Origin of the sequence: Corynebacterium silvaticum (assembly GCF_002162115.2) — a bacterium.
Taxonomy (GTDB): Bacteria; Actinomycetota; Actinomycetes; order Mycobacteriales; family Mycobacteriaceae; genus Corynebacterium; species Corynebacterium silvaticum.
On the sequence record NZ_CP021417.2, the window covers coordinates 2,215,740 to 2,233,648 of the forward strand.

The 17,909-nt window shown below is 56.3% G+C and carries 17 protein-coding genes and 1 pseudogene; 7 read left to right on the forward strand and 11 right to left on the reverse strand.

The features are described 5' to 3' along the window. Positions 1-2: 2 nt before the first annotated feature. The 3 genes and pseudogenes from CBE74_RS22955 to CBE74_RS22965 form a co-directional block, all read right to left on the reverse strand. Positions 3-764 (reverse strand): multidrug ABC transporter permease, encoded by a 762-nt coding sequence (locus tag CBE74_RS22955; protein WP_087454579.1) that lies wholly within the window; start codon positions 762-764, stop codon positions 3-5. Further along, positions 765-1,694: an ABC transporter ATP-binding protein gene (locus tag CBE74_RS22960; RefSeq protein ID WP_087454580.1), complete on the reverse strand. Its 930-nt coding sequence runs from the start codon at positions 1,692-1,694 to the stop codon at positions 765-767. It lies immediately after the preceding gene. 13 nt (positions 1,695-1,707) lie between these two features. Continuing rightward, positions 1,708-2,287 (reverse strand): annotated as a pseudogene (locus CBE74_RS22965) (NUDIX domain-containing protein). Here CBE74_RS22965 and CBE74_RS22970 point away from each other — a divergent pair. Genes CBE74_RS22970 through CBE74_RS22980 form a run of 3 tightly spaced genes read left to right on the forward strand, consistent with a single transcriptional unit; the run spans position 2,265 to position 6,894 of the window. Then, the gene (locus CBE74_RS22970) at positions 2,265-3,692 is read left to right on the forward strand and encodes an MCP four helix bundle domain-containing protein (RefSeq protein ID WP_166741043.1); all 1,428 of its coding nucleotides are present in this window, start codon (positions 2,265-2,267) and stop codon (positions 3,690-3,692) included. The pseudogene CBE74_RS22965 and the gene CBE74_RS22970 overlap by 23 nt on opposite strands. Further along, positions 3,692-4,651, forward strand: a complete 960-nt coding sequence (locus CBE74_RS22975; RefSeq protein ID WP_087454582.1) for a glutamate ABC transporter substrate-binding protein — start codon at positions 3,692-3,694, stop codon at positions 4,649-4,651. Before CBE74_RS22970 ends, CBE74_RS22975 begins: the two co-directional genes overlap by 1 nt. After that, entirely contained in the window at positions 4,648-6,894 is a 2,247-nt protein-coding gene (locus tag CBE74_RS22980) for a serine/threonine protein kinase (RefSeq protein ID WP_087454583.1), read from the forward strand. Before CBE74_RS22975 ends, CBE74_RS22980 begins: the two co-directional genes overlap by 4 nt. Here CBE74_RS22980 and CBE74_RS22985 read toward each other — a convergent pair. Next, entirely contained in the window at positions 6,891-8,093 is a 1,203-nt protein-coding gene (locus CBE74_RS22985) for an acetate kinase (protein ID WP_087454584.1), read from the reverse strand. The genes CBE74_RS22980 and CBE74_RS22985 overlap by 4 nt on opposite strands. Before the next feature lie 3 nt (positions 8,094-8,096). Next, positions 8,097-9,485, reverse strand: coding sequence for a phosphate acetyltransferase (gene pta, locus CBE74_RS22990; RefSeq protein ID WP_087454585.1), 1,389 nt, complete (start codon positions 9,483-9,485; stop codon positions 8,097-8,099). 248 nt (positions 9,486-9,733) lie between these two features. Between pta and CBE74_RS22995 the strand changes: the two genes are divergently transcribed. The 3 genes from CBE74_RS22995 (at position 9,734) to CBE74_RS23005 (ending at position 12,840) form a co-directional block, all read left to right on the forward strand. Next, complete coding sequence (locus CBE74_RS22995) at positions 9,734-11,086, forward strand: FAD-dependent oxidoreductase (protein WP_087454587.1); 1,353 nt, start codon at positions 9,734-9,736, stop codon at positions 11,084-11,086. A gap of 1 nt (position 11,087) precedes the next feature. Next, positions 11,088-11,558: a GNAT family N-acetyltransferase gene (locus tag CBE74_RS23000; protein WP_087454588.1), complete on the forward strand. Its 471-nt coding sequence runs from the start codon at positions 11,088-11,090 to the stop codon at positions 11,556-11,558. A 121-nt stretch (positions 11,559-11,679) separates the two neighbouring features. Beyond that, on the forward strand, positions 11,680-12,840 hold the full coding sequence (locus CBE74_RS23005; RefSeq protein ID WP_087454589.1) for an HNH endonuclease signature motif containing protein: 1,161 nt from the start codon (positions 11,680-11,682) through the stop codon (positions 12,838-12,840). Here the strand turns inward: CBE74_RS23005 and CBE74_RS23010 are convergent. Then, positions 12,785-13,840 (reverse strand): ATP-grasp domain-containing protein, encoded by a 1,056-nt coding sequence (locus CBE74_RS23010; protein ID WP_087454590.1) that lies wholly within the window; start codon positions 13,838-13,840, stop codon positions 12,785-12,787. The genes CBE74_RS23005 and CBE74_RS23010 overlap by 56 nt on opposite strands. Before the next feature lie 58 nt (positions 13,841-13,898). Between CBE74_RS23010 and CBE74_RS23015 the strand changes: the two genes are divergently transcribed. Continuing rightward, positions 13,899-14,402 carry a phosphoribosyltransferase gene (locus CBE74_RS23015; RefSeq protein WP_087454591.1) on the forward strand — a complete coding sequence of 168 codons (504 nt, stop codon included), beginning with the start codon at positions 13,899-13,901 and terminating at the stop codon, positions 14,400-14,402. 37 nt (positions 14,403-14,439) lie between these two features. Here the strand turns inward: CBE74_RS23015 and CBE74_RS23020 are convergent, their stop codons facing one another. The 5 genes from CBE74_RS23020 to CBE74_RS23040 form a co-directional block, all read right to left on the reverse strand. Next, entirely contained in the window at positions 14,440-15,930 is a 1,491-nt protein-coding gene (locus CBE74_RS23020) for a disulfide bond formation protein B (RefSeq protein WP_134316204.1), read from the reverse strand. After that, positions 15,931-16,098, reverse strand: a complete 168-nt coding sequence (locus CBE74_RS23025; protein ID WP_013912414.1) for a hypothetical protein — start codon at positions 16,096-16,098, stop codon at positions 15,931-15,933. 103 nt (positions 16,099-16,201) lie between these two features. Further along, complete coding sequence (locus CBE74_RS23030; protein WP_225870144.1) at positions 16,202-16,639, reverse strand: PrsW family glutamic-type intramembrane protease; 438 nt, start codon at positions 16,637-16,639, stop codon at positions 16,202-16,204. Next, positions 16,590-16,976 carry a PrsW family glutamic-type intramembrane protease gene (locus tag CBE74_RS23035; protein ID WP_225870145.1) on the reverse strand — a complete coding sequence of 129 codons (387 nt, stop codon included), beginning with the start codon at positions 16,974-16,976 and terminating at the stop codon, positions 16,590-16,592. Before CBE74_RS23035 ends, CBE74_RS23030 begins: the two co-directional genes overlap by 50 nt. Positions 16,977-17,254: 278 nt before the next feature. After that, on the reverse strand, positions 17,255-17,671 hold the full coding sequence (locus CBE74_RS23040) for a hypothetical protein (protein WP_225870146.1): 417 nt from the start codon (positions 17,669-17,671) through the stop codon (positions 17,255-17,257). Positions 17,672-17,909: the final 238 nt, after the last annotated feature.

Sequence of the window (17,909 nt, forward strand, 5' to 3'; positions counted from 1 at the left end):
GGTTAGGCATCACGCTTGTTGAGCACGATGATGCCCACCACCAGAAGCGCACAGGCCCACGCGGCAAAGTATGCGCCGCTTCCCTCATAACCCCACGGGACATCTTTGATCGCTGCTTTTCCTAGGAACGCGTTCATGTTATTCATCGGGCCATACTTAACGATCCACGTTCCGACCTTGGGGAGGAAGCCAAGCAGGGTCTCCAGCGCGAGCACCCAGATCAGCATCAACGTGGTGGCACCCGCAGTCTGCCTGAGCAGATACGCCACGCCATGGGAGAAGGTGACCAAGAGGGCCGAGATCAGGGGAAAGACCCACATGATGCGTAGAGCGTTCTCGTTGTTCCACACGTTAAGGGTCTTGCTAGCCTCAGAGCCCGCAACAAATTTAGCCGTGTAGAAGCACAGCACAACCACGATAAAGGTCAGAGCTGCGGCGATAACGGCATAGAGCAGCCATTTGCTCACCGCGACTAGTGTGCGGTTCGGAGTGGCAAGGAAAGTCACCGACTGATAATTGTGTCGGTATTCCGCGGTGACCACCATGATCGCTTGAATTGTCACGATGAGGAAGCCCAGTGCCTGTATCGCAAGCACGGTGCTCGCGGGGCTAAGGATAGGAATAGCCAGCGGACCTGGCGCTACCTCACGGGAGTTAAGGGCCGCAAAGCCAATGCCAAAGAAAGCAAAGAGGGCCGTGGTCCACCAAAACGCCTTGGTGGTGCGCAGTTTGGTCCACTCAGCGCGGATTGAGTTGAGGAACATTTAGTGATTCTCCTTTATCTGCGCGTGATACTGAACGGCGTCGTTGGTCATTTCCATAAAAGCGTCTTCCAGCGATGCTCGTTTGAGGGAAAGCTGCGACAATGGAACGCCACCAGAGTGGGCCATGGCGCCGATCTCATCGGTGCTGCGTCCAGCGATGCTGAGGTAGTCACGGTCTTCTTCATCGGTACCCCACTCAGGGACAATGTCGTATTCTCCAAGCAGCTCGGCCAGCTCCTTGAGATACGGCGACCTCACTATCACGCTGGACGCGGAGTTATCACGAATGAACTCATACGTGGATGTGTCCGCCACGAGCTTTCCCTTGCCAATGACCACAAGGTGATCGGCGGTCTGGGACATCTCGGACAGCAGGTGCGAGCTCACCAAGATGGTGCGGCCTTGGTTAGCCAGCGAGCGCAAAAACTCGCGGACCCACCGGATACCCTCGGGGTCGAGGCCGTTGACCGGCTCATCGAGAATAAGAATCTCGGGATCTCCCAGCAAAGCGCCGGCAAGTCCCAGGCGTTGGCTCATGCCTAATGAGAAGCTTCCAGCTTTTTTGGATGCGACGTTGCTAAGGCCAACGAGCCCCAGGACTTCGTCGACACGCTTAGTAGAGAGGCCGTTGGACTGGGCCACCCACTTGAGGTGGTTTGCGGCAGACCTGTTGGGGTGGATGGCCTTGGCGTCGAGAAGCGCGCCGACCTTGGTCAACGGCTTTTTTAGCTTGGAATAAGCGATGCCGTCGATGGTCGCAGTCCCCGAGGTAGGGGAATCGAGGCCGAGGATCATACGCATCGTCGTGGATTTGCCAGCGCCATTGGGGCCGAGGAATCCAGTAACGATGCCGGGTTTAACGGTGAAGGTCAGATCATCGACCGCCCGCACCTGCCCGTATTGCTTGGTTAAGCCGCGCACTTCAATCATGCGCTCTAGTCTGTCACATTTCTCTTAGCATCTTCTCAACGCGAGGTTTAAGGCTTGTCCACGTAGCTGCAAAAGCAGGCAATAAATCGAGCTTATCCACCTCAGATATAGGCACCCAGCGCAGCTCTTCCGACTCCGCATTAGCCACCGTATCCAGCTCCTCTTGTGCCAAGGCCAGCACCGTAGTGTATGTCCAACCTGAATGATATGGCCCGGCAGTCACCATCGACTGGACAAAAAACATAGTGGTCAAAAGAGATTCCGGTCTCTTCATATGCCTCGCGCGCGGCGGCTTCCTCCGCGGTTTCAATGAGGTCGCGCGCCCAGCCGGGTAGCGCCCAGGTGCCACCTTGGTTAGTCCACGTCGCCCTGTGTTGCATCAATACTGATTCAGTGCGTGCAGCAGTAAGAAGGAGGCCTGCGGCGCCGTATTTTCCCCACAGCTGCGTACCATTGGGCCCCTCGACCCAACCGTCTCCGGATGTTGTAGGCATGTGCTCCACTCTAGCCGCCGGTATAATTCTAGGGTAGATTACAATTTCTGCAACATCTGTATCGTCAGTAACGGAGATGAGGTTTACCGTGGGGGACATCGCGCATACCTCACTGTCACCCGACGTTGAAGATTCTTGGCTCGACCGAATCAGCGAACGCCGCGAACGACAGCGCTCCCGTTTCCACGCCTTCTGGCACGAATCCATCACGTACCCCATCCTGTGGACCAAGAAACTACTGCAATTCCTCTCCACCACACCCGGGCGTATGACCACACTAGTGATCGTCCTGAGCGTCACTCTCCTATCCGCCGGCGTCTCCATGTCTCAGACGGCCGCCGACAGGCGCGCCGACCTCAAAACGCTGATAGACAACACGGAACCCGTCTCTTACCTCGCGCAGAATCTTTATTCTTCACTGTCCCTGGCCAACACCACGGCGTCGGTAAGCTTTGTGCGCGCTGGGGTGGATACCAGCGAAAACCGGCAGCGATACGAGCAAGCAATCCAAAATGCATCGCGCGCCGCCGCACAGACGGCCGGGGGCCTCAGCGATAATTCCGGCCGGCACCTAGAACTGCTCACCCATATCTCTCAGCAGATTCCCGTCTACACCGGCCTCGTGGAAACCGCGTGGGCCAACAATAGGCAGGGCAACCCCGTGGGCGTGGCTTATATGTCTCAGGCCTCCACGCTGATGCGCGAGGAGATCCTGCCTGCCGCCGCCGAGCTCTACACACTGACCAGCAATAACGTGAGCAACGAGCAGCAGCAGCTTGCCCGCCCCCTCTGGGTTCCGCTCGGGGGTCTCTTTGTCGCTCTTGTTATGTTGCTGCTCGGACAGCTGTGGCTCGCGCACGTCACTCGCCGCCGACTCAACGGGTGGTTTGTGCTGGCTACTCTCCTAATGGTGATCGCCACTTCCTGGGTATCCACCGCCAATTTCCTCACGTGGAGCGCCAGCTCGACTGCATACCAAACAGCATCAGCTCCACTACAGTCGCTCACAGACGCCCGCATCCGCGCCCAACAGGCCCGCACCAGCGAAACGCTTGCCTTGGTGTGGCGCCAGTCCCTGGAAAACTCCAACACCAACTTCAGCGCCACCATGACCACCGTAGACAAGGCACTAGAGAACTACGAAAACTCTAAGCTGGTGGAGAATTCCAACAACCGCGACCACCTGAACCAAGCCGTCAAGGCGGCAAAGGCCTGGCGCACTTCCCACGAGAAACTCGCCAAGGCGCTCAACTCCGGCGATTACGAGGAAGCCCTGGCCCTAACCCTTTACAACGACGCTTCCGCTGCAACGCCTTCCGCCTTCAACGGTTTGGATTCTTCCCTAGCCAAGCTTATCGACGACGCCCGCCAAACCGCACGCGGCTATATCGCTCGCGGGGCTAACGCATCCGATTTGGTGAGCATCATGGTTCTCGCGCTCACTCTTGTCTCTGTGCTCTCCCTCTGGCTCGGCATCCGCCCTCGGCTCCAGGAGTACCTCTGATGTCGCGCCGCTCTCTTCTTGCTTTCCTGTCCACGCTTGTGTTCTTCACCGCGGCCTGCTCAGAACCCGAGACCCCGGTGATTACTTCGCCCAGCCGCACCCAGTCCTCGGTTGCAAAGCCTCACGCCGATTCCGCATTACCCGATGTAGATACCACTAACTTGTTGGGTTCACTGCGTCCCAACAACGACCCCGAGGGCGTCCGAAGAATCCGCGAACGCGGCCGTCTGGTCGTGGGCATCGACCAATCGCAAAACCTCCTGAGCTTCCGCAACACCGCCACCGGCGAGTTGCAGGGCTTTGAGGTTGACCTGGCTAAGGAAATATCCCGCGATATTTTTGGCGACCCCACCAAGATCGACTTCCGCTACGTCGACGCAGGCACATGGATCAAGGCGTTAGAAAATAACGACGTTGACCTAGTCATCCGATCAATCTCAATCACCCGAGGCCGTCAACATCAGGTCTTCTTTTCCACCCCCTATTTCTCTGGCAAGACAAAGCTCCTCACCCAAAAGAACTCCGGCATTAGCTCCGTGGACGATCTCCCCGGAAAAACTGTGTGCGCCACCGCGGAATCCACCGGCGCTCAAAGAACCAGGTACGTAGCCCCCCGCGCCAAGCTGCTTGTGGTGAGTAGCTCGGCGGACTGCTTGCTTGCGTTGCAGCAGGGGCATACCGACGCCGTGATCTCGGACGATACGATTCTCTCAGGCATGCTCGCACAGGATCCTTTCACGGAAATAGTGGGTAATGCGTTGGCGGAGGAACACTATGGCATCGCTTTTGCCAAGCCCGGTCCAAGACACGATTCTGAAGGGATTATCCGTCAGGTTAACGCCACCATCGAACGCATCTTTAGGGACGGAACCTGGCAAAGGTCTTATGCCAAGTGGTTCGGCGCGTATCTTCCACCTCAGAATCCCCCTGCGCTGAACTATCGTGAGGAGAAACCATGAATGACCCGCTGAGTCGTGGCACCGAGGCCGTCCCCTTTGATCCCTTCGCGGACGATGATGAGGACGAGGACCTAGCCGGGCTTCTCAACGATCTCACCACTATCCAGCAGGACACCGATGCTGGCACGCGTTGCCGAGAAAAAGCGATTTCCACATTCCGCTCCCGGCGCGGCACCAACCGCGATGACCGCACCGTGGCCAACGGCATGGTCGCTTTGCCGTTCATCCGCGTCTCCGCTGTGGAAGACGTGCTCAAAGACGATGAGTACATTGCACAGAAGGGGCTGGAAAAGCCGATTCTGCATCGCGGCGATATCCTAGCTAATCAGTATGAGGTCCAGGGGGTAATCGCTCATGGCGGTATGGGCTGGATCTACCTGGCTAGTGACCGCAATGTTTCTGAGCGCGTCGTCGTGCTCAAGGACATGCGGGACAAGGCTAATCCGCATGATTACGGCGCTGCGGTGGCGGAACGCGAATTCCTCGCAGACATTACGCATCCGGGGATCGTGAAATCTTATAACTTTATTGACGATCCTCGCGTTGAGGGCGGCTTTATTGTCATGGAGTACGTCCCGGGGCCGTCGTTAGCGGATCGACGTAAAGAGCAGCCCGGGGGGTTGTTCTCCATAGATATTGCTATCGCCTACATCCTGGAGATTCTTCCCGCGCTCGATTATCTGCACTCACGCGGCGTGGTCTATAACGATCTCAAACCCGATAACATCATTGTCGCCGAGGACCAGGTCAAACTGATTGATCTGGGTGCGGTGTCCGGCATCGGGGCCTTTGGATATATCTATGGCACAAAGGGCTTCCAGGCCCCCGAGGTGGCCACCGACGGCCCCTCGATTGCAAGCGACATTTACACAATTGGCCGGACCCTTGCCGCCTTGACGGTGGATCTCCCCTCCGCCGATGGGGTTTATCTGCCTGGTATCCCCTCCCCCGACGAGGAAAACCTCTTTGCACAGAACCTCTCTTTTTATCGTCTGCTGCGCCGTTGTATCAGTAGCGATCCTGCTAAGCGCTTTGCCTCTATACGCGAGCTAGAGACCCAGCTTTTTGGAATTCTGCGCGAGTATCTTGCGCTCACCGAGGGCCGGCAATTCCCTGCCCAGCATTCGCTCTACTCTCCTCAGCGTTCCACCTTTGGCACCAAGCACATGGTGTTTCGCACAGATCAGCTTATCGACGGCATCGAGCGCAACGTGCGCATCACGTCCGAGGAAGTCAACGCTGCGCTGCCCGTCCCGCTTTTAGACCGCACCGATCCCGGAGCAATTCTGATTTCCGGGGCGTCCTATGCCGAGCCTTCACAAACGCTGCAGACGCTACGCGACGCAATGGCTCAAGAAGAATTCGCCGATTCCAAGGAGATTCCCCTCGGTGTGGTGCGTACCCTCCTTGACCTGGGATTTACCGATGAGGCTCGCTCGTGGTTGGATACCCTGGATGCCAAGCTAGGCGACGATTGGCGCCACCAGTGGTATTCCGGGGTGACCTCACTGTTCCTGGACGATTACGTGACTGCTCAGCGTCATTTCAACGAGGTCTACAGCATTCTTCCTGGTGAGGCTGCCCCCAAACTGGCGCGTGCTGCTGTTTGTGAGATGTTGCTCCAGGACATGGGGATGGACTCGTCACAGCTCTTGTCTCCGGCCACCGCTGTCTCGGCTGCCGAGCTCAAGGGCAACACCATTGGTATGTGGAGTGAACTGACTAAGGACCCTGAAACTCTACGTTTCAAGGCCCTGTATCTCTATGCTTTGGTGTGGCAGACAAATCCCACCACAGTGTCCTCGGCATTTGGGTTAGCTCGGCAATTGGTGGCCGAGAATCAGGTCGATCTAGCAGTCTCCACGTTGGATCAAGTCCCGCAGAACTCTACGCACAGGCGCATGGCTGAACTTACCGCCATTTTGCATCTGATCAACGGTGACCTTAGCGAGTCGCGTATCAGGCGTGCCGCGCGCAGGCTCGAAGGCATTCCTACTAATGAGCCGCGCTTCTTGCAGATCAAGATCGCGATCATGAACGCTGCTTTAACGTGGCTGCGCGAAGCACATCTAGAGGCTGCCGCATCGGACAACGATCTCTTTGACTATCACTTCACGCAAGAGGGGCTGCGCACCGGCCTTTATGATTCTCTCCGGCTTTTAGCGCGCAGCGCCCCCAACGCCCACCACCGATATACGCTGGTGGATATGGCCAATCAGGTCCGGCCGATGACCTGGTTTTAGACGGATTCCGCGATGGTCTTTGCGTAGCGAGCGATAGCAAGTTCCTCGTTGGTAGGAACCACAAAGACCTTCACCGTGGAATCAGGGGTGGAGATTTCGCGGGCGCCGTCGGCACGCACTGCGTTGATCCCTCGATCGATCTTGATACCAAAGTTCTCAAGGTCTGCGAGAGCGTCGGCACGCACGGCGTCATCATTTTCGCCTACGCCTGCGGTGAAGGTGATGGCGTCGATGCGTCCCAGAGCCACCATGTAGGAGCCGATGAAGCGGCGCAGCTGGTGGATGTAGACGTTGTAGGCAAGGCGAGCGTCTTCATTGCCCTCGGCGATCAGCTGGTGCAGCTCGCGGAAGTCATTAACGCCCGAGATGCCCTTCACACCGGAACGCTTGTTCAGCAGATCATCGATCTCGTCGATGCTCATGCCTGCGGTGCGGTACAGGTGGAAGATGATGCCTGGATCGATGTCGCCGGAGCGGGTGCCCATTGCCAAACCAGCCAGCGGGGTCATACCCATGGAGGTGTCAATCGGCTTACCGTGGCGGATGGCAGCGGCAGAAGCGCCGTTGCCCAGGTGCAGGGTGATCTGGTTAACGCTCTCAGGGTCCTTGCCCAGGAGATCAGGAACCTGCTGCGAGATGTACTCGTGGCTGGTGCCGTGGAAGCCGTATCGACGCACACCGTTTTTCGCAGCGGTCTCATTTTCGATTGCGTACAGCGCAGCAGCCGGGGGCATTGCGTGGAAGAAGCCGGTGTCAAACACAGCAACGTGTGGGATCTCAGGCAGCAGCTCGCGAGCGACCTCGATGCCGGAGATATTCGCTGGGTTGTGCAAAGGAGCCAGCGGAATGAGTCCGCGGATCCAGTCCACGACCTCATCAGTGATCAGCTCAGGCTGGGAGAAGACCTGACCGCCGTGCACGACGCGGTGACCGACGGCTTCCAGCTCAACGTCCTTGGGGCCGCAGCCATGCTCGCCCATGAGTTTGAAGGCCAGGTCGAGGCCTGCGGTATGGTCGGCAATTGGGGCCTCCACGACGTACTTCTCTCCGCCGTGCTTCAGCGTGATTTTGCCGTTTGGCTCACCGATTTGTTCGACGAGACCAGAGGCAAAGGGTGCGTCAGTTGCTTGCTGAGTGGGATCGACAAGTTGGAACTTGATCGATGAAGAGCCCGAATTGAGAACTAGGACCAGCGCCATGTGCTATTTTCCTCCTGCTTGGATAGCGGTGATGGCAACGGTGTTCACAATATCGGCAACCGTCGCACCGCGAGACAAATCATTAACCGGCTTATTCAGGCCCTGTAGGATCGGGCCTACGGCCAGCGCGTGGCCGGTGCGCTGTGCAGTCTTGTATCCGATGTTTCCGGCCTCAAGGTCCGGGAAGATAAAGACGTTTGCATGGCCTGCAACCTCAGAGTTGGGCATCTTCTTAGCCGCAACACCTGGGTCACAAGCAGCGTCGAACTGCAATGGGCCATCGAGCTTGAGCTCGGGATCTAGCTCATGAGCCTTGGCCACTGCCGCAACAGAACGGTCCACATCGGGGCCAGCTCCGGAGCTACCGGTGGAGTAAGACAACAGGGCGACGCGTGGATCAATACCAAACTGCGCTGCTGTGCGAGCAGAAACCACTGCGATTTCTGCCAGCTGCTCAGCGGTGGGGTTGGGATTCACAGCGCAGTCGCCGAATGCCCAGAGGCGACCTCGCATCACCATCAGGAAGATCGACGAGACAACGGAGGTGCCCGGCGCGGTCTTGATGATCTGGAAGCTTGGCTTGATGGTGTGCGCGGTGGTGTGTGCAGCACCGGACACCATGCCGTCGGCAAGCCCCTCGTGGATCATCATGGTGGCGTAGTAGGAGATGTCCTTCATGGTCTCCCGAGCCTCTTCGATGGTCACGCCCTTCTTTTTGCGCAACTCAGCAAAGTCAGCGGCGAACTTCTCCGCATTAGGGTCGGTGGCCGGATCCTGGAGGTGAGCCTTAGAGAGGTCAAAACCCAGCTCTGCCGCGCGAGCGGTGATGGTCTCCGGGTTACCCAGAATGGTCAGCTCACAGATGTCTTGAGCAAGCAACTGGTGTGCTGCCTCAAGAATGCGGTCATCGTCGCTTTCCGGCAGAACGATGTGGGATTGCTGTGCTTTAGCCTGGTCGAGCAGCCATGATTCAAAAACAGGAGCGCTCATAATAACGGGGGACTCAACGTTCAAGCCCGCGCGAATCTTCTCCATGCCGGCTTCGGTCTCTGCTTCTTCGGCGGTGAACGTAGCGGCTAGGACGGCACCTAGCTCGGCGCATTCCTCTGCGGCGAGGTCGATGTGCAGGCCGGGGGCGTCGATAAGCAGAAGGAGGGGAATGCCCAAAGCGGAGGCTGCTCGGGCATCAAAGTTGACGTTTCCAGAGCCGATGAACAATCCGGGGCGGTTTTCTAGCGGCTTAGACGCCAGAATTGCTGCGAGGTCAGCCTGCTTTTCGACGAGCTGCTGAACCGGAAGTCCGAGGCGATCTGCAAAAGTGTCGACGGCAAACCCGTCAAAGTTGCGTCCTGCGCGGGTGAGCAGGACTGATGCGTGCTGAATTTCAGTCACTTACGCGATCCTTTCATGGCCAAAAGAATGCGTTGACACCATGATTGAAGGGCTCAACGCATACTCGGTATGCTTCGCAAGCGAGTTTACCGTGAAACTGCTCTCGTTTTATACAAACCTGAAGGTTGCTTACACTGGCAGCCCGCAGCGTAAACTAGAACAATCACCCCTAAATAGGCCCCCTAACCGGCTTGTTTTAAAATTTTTAACATTCAAAACTCTCGCTCAGTATAGGAATTGTGACATTAATGACTGAACCAATGCGTGTAGCCATCATAGGCGCGGGCCCAGCCGGGATTTATGCTTCTGACCTACTAGTAAAATCAGAGGTAGACGTAAAGATCGATCTCTTTGAGCGCATGCCCGCACCCTTCGGATTGATCCGTTATGGAGTAGCACCGGACCATCCGCGCATCAAGGGCATCATCAAATCCCTTCACAATGTCCTAGATAAACCTGAGATTCGTCTGCTGGGAAACATTGACGTAGGCAAGGACATCACCATCGATGAGCTACGCCAGTATTATGACGCCATCATTTTCTCCACCGGCGCTGTAGCCGACCGTTACCTTGAGATCCCCGGCTCGGATCTCAAGGGCTCTTATGGCGCAGGCGAGTTCGTGGGCTTCTACGACGGCAACCCCGACTTCGAGCGCAGCTGGGATCTCTCAGCCAAGCAGGTCGCAGTTATCGGCGTGGGCAACGTGGGCCTCGACGTGTCGCGCATCCTCGCCAAGACCGGCGACGAGCTCCTGGTCACCGAGATCCCCGACAACGTCTACGAGGCCCTGAAGAACAATCAGGCCGAGGAAGTCCACGTCTTTGGACGCCGGGGACCTGCACAGGTTAAGTTCTCCCCGATGGAGTTGAAAGAGCTCGACCACTCTCCCACCATCGAGGTTGTGGTTAATCCCGAGGACATCGATTACGACGAGGCCTCCATCGAGGCTCGCCACGCGTCCAAGTCCCAGGATCTGGTCTGCCAAACCCTGGAGAACTACGCGATGCGCGACCCCAAGGGCGCACCTCACAAGCTTTTCATCCACCTCTTTGAGTCTCCCGTCGAGATCCTCGGCGAGGATGGACAAGTGGTGGGCCTGCGCACCGAGCGCACCGAATACGACGGCCAGGGCGGGGTCCGCAACACCGGCACGTTCACCGATTGGCCAGTTCAGGCTGTCTACCGCGCCGTAGGTTACCGCTCAGAGGCCATCAGCGACGTGCCTTTTGACCCCACCAACCACGTCATCCCCAATGACGGCGGACATGTCCTCCATGAGGGCGCCATCGTTCCCGGCCTCTACACCACCGGATGGATCAAGCGCGGCCCCGTGGGACTCATCGGCAACACCAAGTCCGACGCCAAGGAGACCACAGAAATGCTGGTCACGGACTGGAAAGATGGAAAGCTCACCGCAGCTGCAGAGCGTGACGACGCCGCCATCGTCGACTTCCTCAAAACCCGAGGCATCGCCGTAACCACCTGGGACGGCTGGCACATTCTCGACGCCGCAGAGCGCACACTCGGCGAGGCCGAAGGCCGGGAACGCAAGAAGATCGTGGAGTGGGATGAGATGGTCTCTCATGCAGCATCCGAATGAGATGAACGCCATCTTTGCGGTGTCCGCGCTGAAAGATCTTTCACCTCTTGAGGTTCATAAGATCTACAAGCTCCGAGTGGATGTCTTTGTCCATGAGCAGCGAGCACCCTACAAAGAAATCGACGAGATCGACGCCCAAGACACCACGCTGCACGTCCAAGCCTGGTCGCCGCAGCGAGAGATCCTGGGCGTAGCTCGGGTCTTCCCCGAAGGCTCCGTGGTTCGCCTGGGCAGGTTCGTAGTGGCCAAGGAACAGCGCGGGACTGGCCTGGGGCGCGAGTTGTTGTTCCAAACGTTGCGCCTTATCCATGAGCAATATCCCGGGCGAGAAACCTTTATACATACCCAATCAGCATTGGAAGGCTACTACGCAGCCTATGGTTTTATCCGATCAGGCTCGCAGTTTGAGGAAGACGGAATACCGCACCTTCCCATGACCCTCAGCGCAGAAAAACTCGCTCATTTATTCTAGATCGACCAGAAACCCACAGTATATAAGCTGTGGGTTTTCTTTTTGAGGTCTTTACGGGTTAGAACGTTTGTGCTAGGGTTGGTTTTGCTATTAGGACTGCGGGGACCTCATAGGGGGAATCATGAAAACTTGGGGGACGTATCGTGGATGCGACATGGAAGACCCTCTCTGCGTAAGCGAGCGGCTGGCGCTGCAATTTGAATACCACAGGTGGTCACAGCTCATCCCGAGCAAAGACACCGATATAGAGGAATACTGCGTTTCCATCGGAGAAAGAATCAACAAGGGTCCACGCTATGTGGAACTCCGCATTGATGCCGTGCAGACGCTCAAGGCCTTACCGCTACTGCACCAGCTGGAGCTCAGCCTGTGGCATCTTGATTTCTCGCGGCTCATCGCCATTGCCCAATCTTTATACGGAGTTGAGCCCGATCTCTTTGACGTCATCGACCAGACACTCGCCCACCACCTGCATCCCAAGCGCCCGAACCAGAAGGTGCCAGGAACCCAAGCCATTCGGCGTTTCCTGCACAAACTCCTGGAGTCCCTCCATGAAGCTATTGAAGAACCCGAGCAGAAACTTGAACCGCGCGTTAGCTTCTTTGAGACCTACCGAGGGAAAACGGTGATCGAGGCTGTGGTGGATAATGGCACAGCACATGTGCTGAAAGAACGCCTGTCCCAGCTTTCGCGTGAACATGAGTGCACCGATGCGGAGGCTCTTTTCTTCTTAGCCGCAAGGCAAGCTCCGACGGTGCACCTCTATTCAGCAAAAGGCAGCAACGTAATCGAGACCATTGACGGCTCCTCCTTTGATGCCTCCACCAGCGAGGCAATCACGGCTGCCGCAACATGGCGAGACATTGATCCCTATAAAGACACCACGCTCGCCCAATACAAATTTACTGGCGACCTACGCCGCTGGATCCAAGCTCGCGACGGAACCTGCCAGTTCCCGGGCTGCAATGTTGCCGCCTGGCGCTGCGACATTGACCATATTCAAGAGTATGACCTCAACGGCCCTACTAAAGCCGACAACGCCCAATGTCTATGCCGCAAGCACCACAATCTCAAGACCTCTAAAGCAGTGGATTGCGTTGCCGGAGAAGACGGCGAGGTGACCTGGTTACTGGATAATGATCTTCGCGTCACCACAGTGCCCGAGGTCATTATCAGCGGACAACGTATGTTTGGTCAGTCATTTATCCAACGTGCGGCCAAGCGGATTAAGAAGCGCCGTCAAAGGACTCGTGAGTATGTGGTTGATGCCCCGCCATTCTAGAGATGGCCAGCATTGCTCGGTCAACTGCTTCGACCGTGGTATCCGCCGTAGATAGTGCCACGGCCCCGCGCTGCGTAATCGCCACATGGATTTCCGGCATGTTCAGCGCTTGGACAACAGACGCACGGGTAACTGGCCTGACGTCATTAGAAAAGGCGATTGCTCCTGGGGTGACCAAGGTTGCGTCAATGGGCAGACCCAGCACAGCGCGGGCATGGAGCGTGAATTGGTCAAAGCGCTGTGTTGCGCAGGTGACGGCACCGCTGCGGAATGGGTAGGGCGAGAGTTCGGAGAAGTAGACGTCCTCGCCGATCACAAAGAGCTTCACACCGAAAATCCCGCGGCCTCCTACGGCGTTAGTGATACGCGCTGCCACGCTGCGAGCGTTGTCCAAAGCGATAGAGTTCAATTCGACTGGCTGCGCTGCCCCGATAAGGACTCCGTCTTGGCGTATGTGGACGATCGGCTCACAGAACCATGTGGCGAGCTTCCCGGTCTCGGGGTCTAAAGAGCGTACGGCTAGCAGGGTGATCTCATAGTCAAACTCGACGTATCGTTCGACAACCATGCGGCCACCTTCCCATGCCGTCGCGCAATCCTCGGCGGAGGTCAGAAGGTGGAGCGAGTTGGCGGACTTGGCCACGCAGGGGTATCCGAGTTCGTTGGCGACGTCGAGAAGCTCGTGCTCAGAGGAGGCAAACAGAAATTTGCTCATGGGCAGGCCAAGTTTCTCGGTGGCGATTCGGCGGATTCCCTCGCGGTCATACGCGCAGGGCGAGGGCACGAGGAGGTCGCCGATGCCGGCAGGAATGTTTTTGGTCACAGGGACCACATAGTCCGGCTGGTGTTGTTCAATATCCGCGAGCGTTGCATCCGCTAGCACCGTGACCTCGGCGCCAAGATCGGCAAAAGCCAAGGCGAGCCTTTTCCCCAGGTCGGTGTTGCCAAGAACCAGAACTCGGGTTGGGTCGGGTGAAACAATGTACTCGGGGATAAACATGTCATTTATGCTACAAGGCGGCTACCACGAAGAGCGCCTAACGCGCTAAAGTTCGCTTATGACATACCACGCAGACTCAGCAGATCTTGAGAACAAAGAAGTCCTGACTTGGGATGGGTTCGGCAACGCGAATCGTGAACTCGCCCAGCAGATCGTCGATGACGGCTACGACCCAGAAATCATTGTGGCTGTCGCACGTGGCGGACTCGTCCCCGCCGGCGCGCTGTCCTACTCCATGGGAGTAAAGCTTTCCGACGCCATCAACGTCGAGTTTTACACCGACGTCAACGAGACCCTGCCGGATCCTGTGCTGCTTGAGCCGCTCCTGGACACCAACTCGATCAAAGGCCATAGGGTCCTCGTGGTCGATGATGTCGCCGATTCTGGACGCACACTCCAGCTCGTACTCAAACTCCTTGAGTCGCATGGCGCTGAGGTCCGCTCCGCGGTGATCTACGCGAAGAGTCGCTCTGTCGTATCCCCCACGTATGTGTGGAAGCACACCGACGAGTGGATCGTCTTCCCATGGTCAGCTGAGCCACCGGTAACCAAGCAGGCATAAGAAAAAGCGCCCCGGGGGGCGCTTTTTTCATAGGTCTTTAGGAAAGCTTGAGCTCGTGCACTACGTCACGGTCACCGTCGTGGGCGAGCACAAAGGCGCTCTTTCCGGCAATGGCGACGTCGCGGACGTCGTTAAGCTCAGGGAGGTTACGGGTCTCCTTGACGCTGAAGTCCTTCATGTCGATGGTCAGCAGGCTGTTGTGTTCCTTGGATAGGACATACAGGGTGCCGTCGTGAAGGTCTGCGCCGACTGGGTAAACGCCCTCGGCATCGAGCACGCCCTCGCGAACCAGCTTGTTGTCTTCCTTGGAGAACTCAGAAATAACAACCTGCTTGGAGCGCTTATGAGGAACGCTGAGGGTGACAAAGGTATCGGCTTTGCTTTCCGACGCCACGGTCAGCGTGTAAGCCATGCGAGCACGAATAGTACGTAGCTCAGGGCGTCCCTTGGAGTCAAAGATCGGCATGATGTCACCGGAGGTTTCGGTGAAATCCTTCCAAGCGATCTTCTCGTCGACCTCGTCCTGGATCACAGCACCATAGACGGTCTTGTTCTGGGCGATGGCCACCAGACCACCAGGCTTGAAGAAGGCCGCATCCACGGTGCTGTGGATATCGGAGCCGTTGGGGACGTCGACACGCGCGAAGGAGGAGTGCTCCTTGAAGTTCTTGTCGGTGTAGTAGAAGCCGCCCTTGGTAGAAACCAGGCCGAACTTCTGGTTCTCGGAATCATAAGCGATACCTGCGGCACGGCCCTTTCCGCGGAAGCCCGTGACGTCGAAGCCGATCTCATGGGTACCAGCAAGCTCAAGGGTCTTCTTGCCTGCTACCGGAGTGGTGTCAAACTCCACGCCCTTGTAAGGATCGGGAGCATTGAACTTGTGCAAACGGATGTCGCTGAGGGACTCATACTGGTGCTCTTTATCCCAGTACTTTGCAGTCTGAGCGATGTTGAAGGTGAAGCGAGCTGGGTCGCCGGCGCCTGCGTAAGGGGGGATGCCGTTACCGATAAGGAACTGGACGCAGTTAGCGCAGGTGATAACGATGGCTACGATCGCAACAAACTTGGTAGCAGGTGAGAATTTCTTCACCTCTACCTCGGAAGAAATGAACTCCTGCTGGAGCATTTTGTCCTTGCCGATGAAGATCAAGCCAACGGCGAGAACACCAATAACAACCCAGTACACCAGAATGCCCCAGGTGTACGTGTGCACGCCGAGCACGGCGTCGCCAAAGCCCTGTCCTAGGTCAGCATTCGCGCGGCCACCCCAGTGTCGCACCGTTGTGTACAGGTAGTAGAAAGCGACCAAAAGGAGCGTAACCACATAGCGCATGCGAGCGCCGTAGCGCAGGATAAAGACGCCCAAGGCACCGATCAAAACCATGCCAAAACGCTCGTTACCACAGAGAATGCACGGGGATTCGCCGTTGATAAAGCCGAGGTAGATGTTGGCCACGCCCACCGGGAACGCCATGATAATAAAGACTGCTGCGGCCAGAATGAAACGGAAAACTTTTGCGTTAAACATTTAGAGGTTCACCGCCGGGACGATCGAGGTGGCGGAAGCCATGAAGAACATCAGCACAGAAAATGCGAATGATCCGACTAACAATCCAAACGCCAGCTTTTCTTTTTCTGGTTTGAGGAATACCAGAATGAGTGCCGCGGCACACAAACTGTAGAAAACAAACTCCACGAGAGAGCCTTTCCTAGTTGAGGGAAAACTATGACTTACAAATGATAAAGCTAAACGTATGGTGCACCGAATTTAGGAAAGAGTTTTGTTAGAAAGAACACATTTAAGAAAAGTCACCGCTATGTCTCATCACAGCAGCTTTTTCATTCCTGCACAGCCATCTAGCCAGCACGAAAAAGACGGCTATCGCGATAAGCAACTTGATCACTGGCGCAATAATGTCGTCCACACCAAAATTGATCGGAGAATTCCACAAGCCGTGCAGGCTTAAAGACAGGAAGAAGAACCAGCACGCAGTAAGAATGCGGGCAGAACGCTTTTCCGGAACCTTGCCGATCCCCAGCAGATAGCACAGCCCTATGGCAGCGATACCGGTATATGTCCAGTGTGATATCACGCCAAGCAGCACCCGAAAAGTAGATAGCGTAATGCCACCCGAAAGATCGCTGTTCACATCCTCAAAAGCTGCCCCCACCGCGAACCAGAAGTCCTCAGTTAGCTGGAACCCCAGGCCCACAAAAGCCCCAACAAAAAAAGGCATGCGCCGGGCGCACAATCCATTTTCTATAAAGCAAAACGACGGCCAACGTAACAGCCAGTTTGATCCATTCTTCGGATACAGGGCCAAAGGTGGCTTCACCCCATCGCTTATAAAAGTCGAGGTCAATCACAGCCGGGAAGACCTTACCGATCTCCCCGTTTGCCTTCACAGTAACCAAAGGGCCGACCAATCCGCCAAACACCAGGGAATTGAGCCAGATGATTCGGTTGTTTTCATCACCCCTCAACCGTGTTCTATCCACGACCACAAGTACGCCGAACACAATGACGCCACCAGCAGCACAGATCAAAAAAATATAGAGGGATGTTAACGGCATGGCTTTTAGTTCCCGTGAGAGAGCTTTTGCCAGATAGATCAGAGAGAGAAGGCTCAACCCGCACAAGAGCCACCATAAGGCAGAGGTACGCCTAGCGCTTTTAATTTCTCGTGTTGTCACTTCTGCTGCGCTCCATCACCTAAATCAAATTTTCCGTCCTTAGAGATAGCGCCGCGCGCCGTCTTGACCAGATCAACGGCATCGATCTGAGTGTCAGAGGAAACAACCGTGAGAATGAATTTTCCTGCGCCTACGACAGCACACTTCTGCGGAGTGTCCTATTCAATCTCGCAGCTCTTCCCCACGAGGTCATGCCGGGTCCCCGAATCATTCACGACACCGGCAACTCTGATGTCTTCGCGCCACTTCGCGGGGCCATACTGCCGCTTCACGAGCACTAGAGCACGTTCAATGGATCGCTCTTGATTCTCGGCGCCAGAAGCCAGATGAAAAGACAGACGGCTATCGCCCTTGACCAAAGAAGCTCGCGAGTCCCTCGACGAAATGACTTGATTAAATCCATCAGAAACCCTGAGCTCCACCCTAGACTCCCCGGCCTCCAGCGTGACCTTTCCCCCTTGGACTGGTGCGAAGTACTCCGGCTCCGCGAGCTTTTCCACCGCAACGGGAACTATCCACATGGCGGCGAACAGTACAATAATCACAATTGATTGGCGCAGATCCCTAATTTTCACCAGAACCCACCCGCGAATAACACAGCATATTTGAGCCATTCCGCCGCCTTGTTTCAAACGGCCTATGTAGTTGTTGCAATTTCTTTGAAAATTCTATCTGAGAGCTAAATTTTAACCACATTAAGGCTGTCACAATTTCAGTAAAGTGCGCCAAATCCAGGAAAAATGGCTTGCTGAGAATAAAAATGGCCAAATGTGTATCATTTTCCACCCGAAAACATATTAGTGAGATAGGGTG

Bases quoted from the DNA above. Each gene is read 5' to 3' on its own strand.
- CBE74_RS22955 (WP_087454579.1), bottom strand. From the start codon at position 764: ATGTTCCTCAACTCAATCCGCGCTGAGTGGACCAAACTGCGCACCACC.
- CBE74_RS22960 (WP_087454580.1), bottom strand. From the start codon at position 1,694: ATGATTGAAGTGCGCGGCTTAACCAAGCAATACGGGCAGGTGCGGGCG.
- CBE74_RS22970 (WP_166741043.1), top strand. From the start codon at position 2,265: ATGAGGTTTACCGTGGGGGACATCGCGCATACCTCACTGTCACCCGAC.
- CBE74_RS22975 (WP_087454582.1), top strand. From the start codon at position 3,692: ATGTCGCGCCGCTCTCTTCTTGCTTTCCTGTCCACGCTTGTGTTCTTC.
- CBE74_RS22980 (WP_087454583.1), top strand. From the start codon at position 4,648: ATGAATGACCCGCTGAGTCGTGGCACCGAGGCCGTCCCCTTTGATCCC.
- CBE74_RS22985 (WP_087454584.1), bottom strand. From the start codon at position 8,093: ATGGCGCTGGTCCTAGTTCTCAATTCGGGCTCTTCATCGATCAAGTTC.
- CBE74_RS22995 (WP_087454587.1), top strand. From the start codon at position 9,734: ATGACTGAACCAATGCGTGTAGCCATCATAGGCGCGGGCCCAGCCGGG.
- CBE74_RS23000 (WP_087454588.1), top strand. From the start codon at position 11,088: ATGAACGCCATCTTTGCGGTGTCCGCGCTGAAAGATCTTTCACCTCTT.
- CBE74_RS23005 (WP_087454589.1), top strand. From the start codon at position 11,680: ATGAAAACTTGGGGGACGTATCGTGGATGCGACATGGAAGACCCTCTC.
- CBE74_RS23010 (WP_087454590.1), bottom strand. From the start codon at position 13,840: ATGTTTATCCCCGAGTACATTGTTTCACCCGACCCAACCCGAGTTCTG.
- CBE74_RS23015 (WP_087454591.1), top strand. From the start codon at position 13,899: ATGACATACCACGCAGACTCAGCAGATCTTGAGAACAAAGAAGTCCTG.
- CBE74_RS23020 (WP_134316204.1), bottom strand. From the start codon at position 15,930: ATGTTTAACGCAAAAGTTTTCCGTTTCATTCTGGCCGCAGCAGTCTTT.
- CBE74_RS23030 (WP_225870144.1), bottom strand. From the start codon at position 16,639: ATGCCTTTTTTTGTTGGGGCTTTTGTGGGCCTGGGGTTCCAGCTAACT.
- CBE74_RS23035 (WP_225870145.1), bottom strand. From the start codon at position 16,976: ATGCCGTTAACATCCCTCTATATTTTTTTGATCTGTGCTGCTGGTGGC.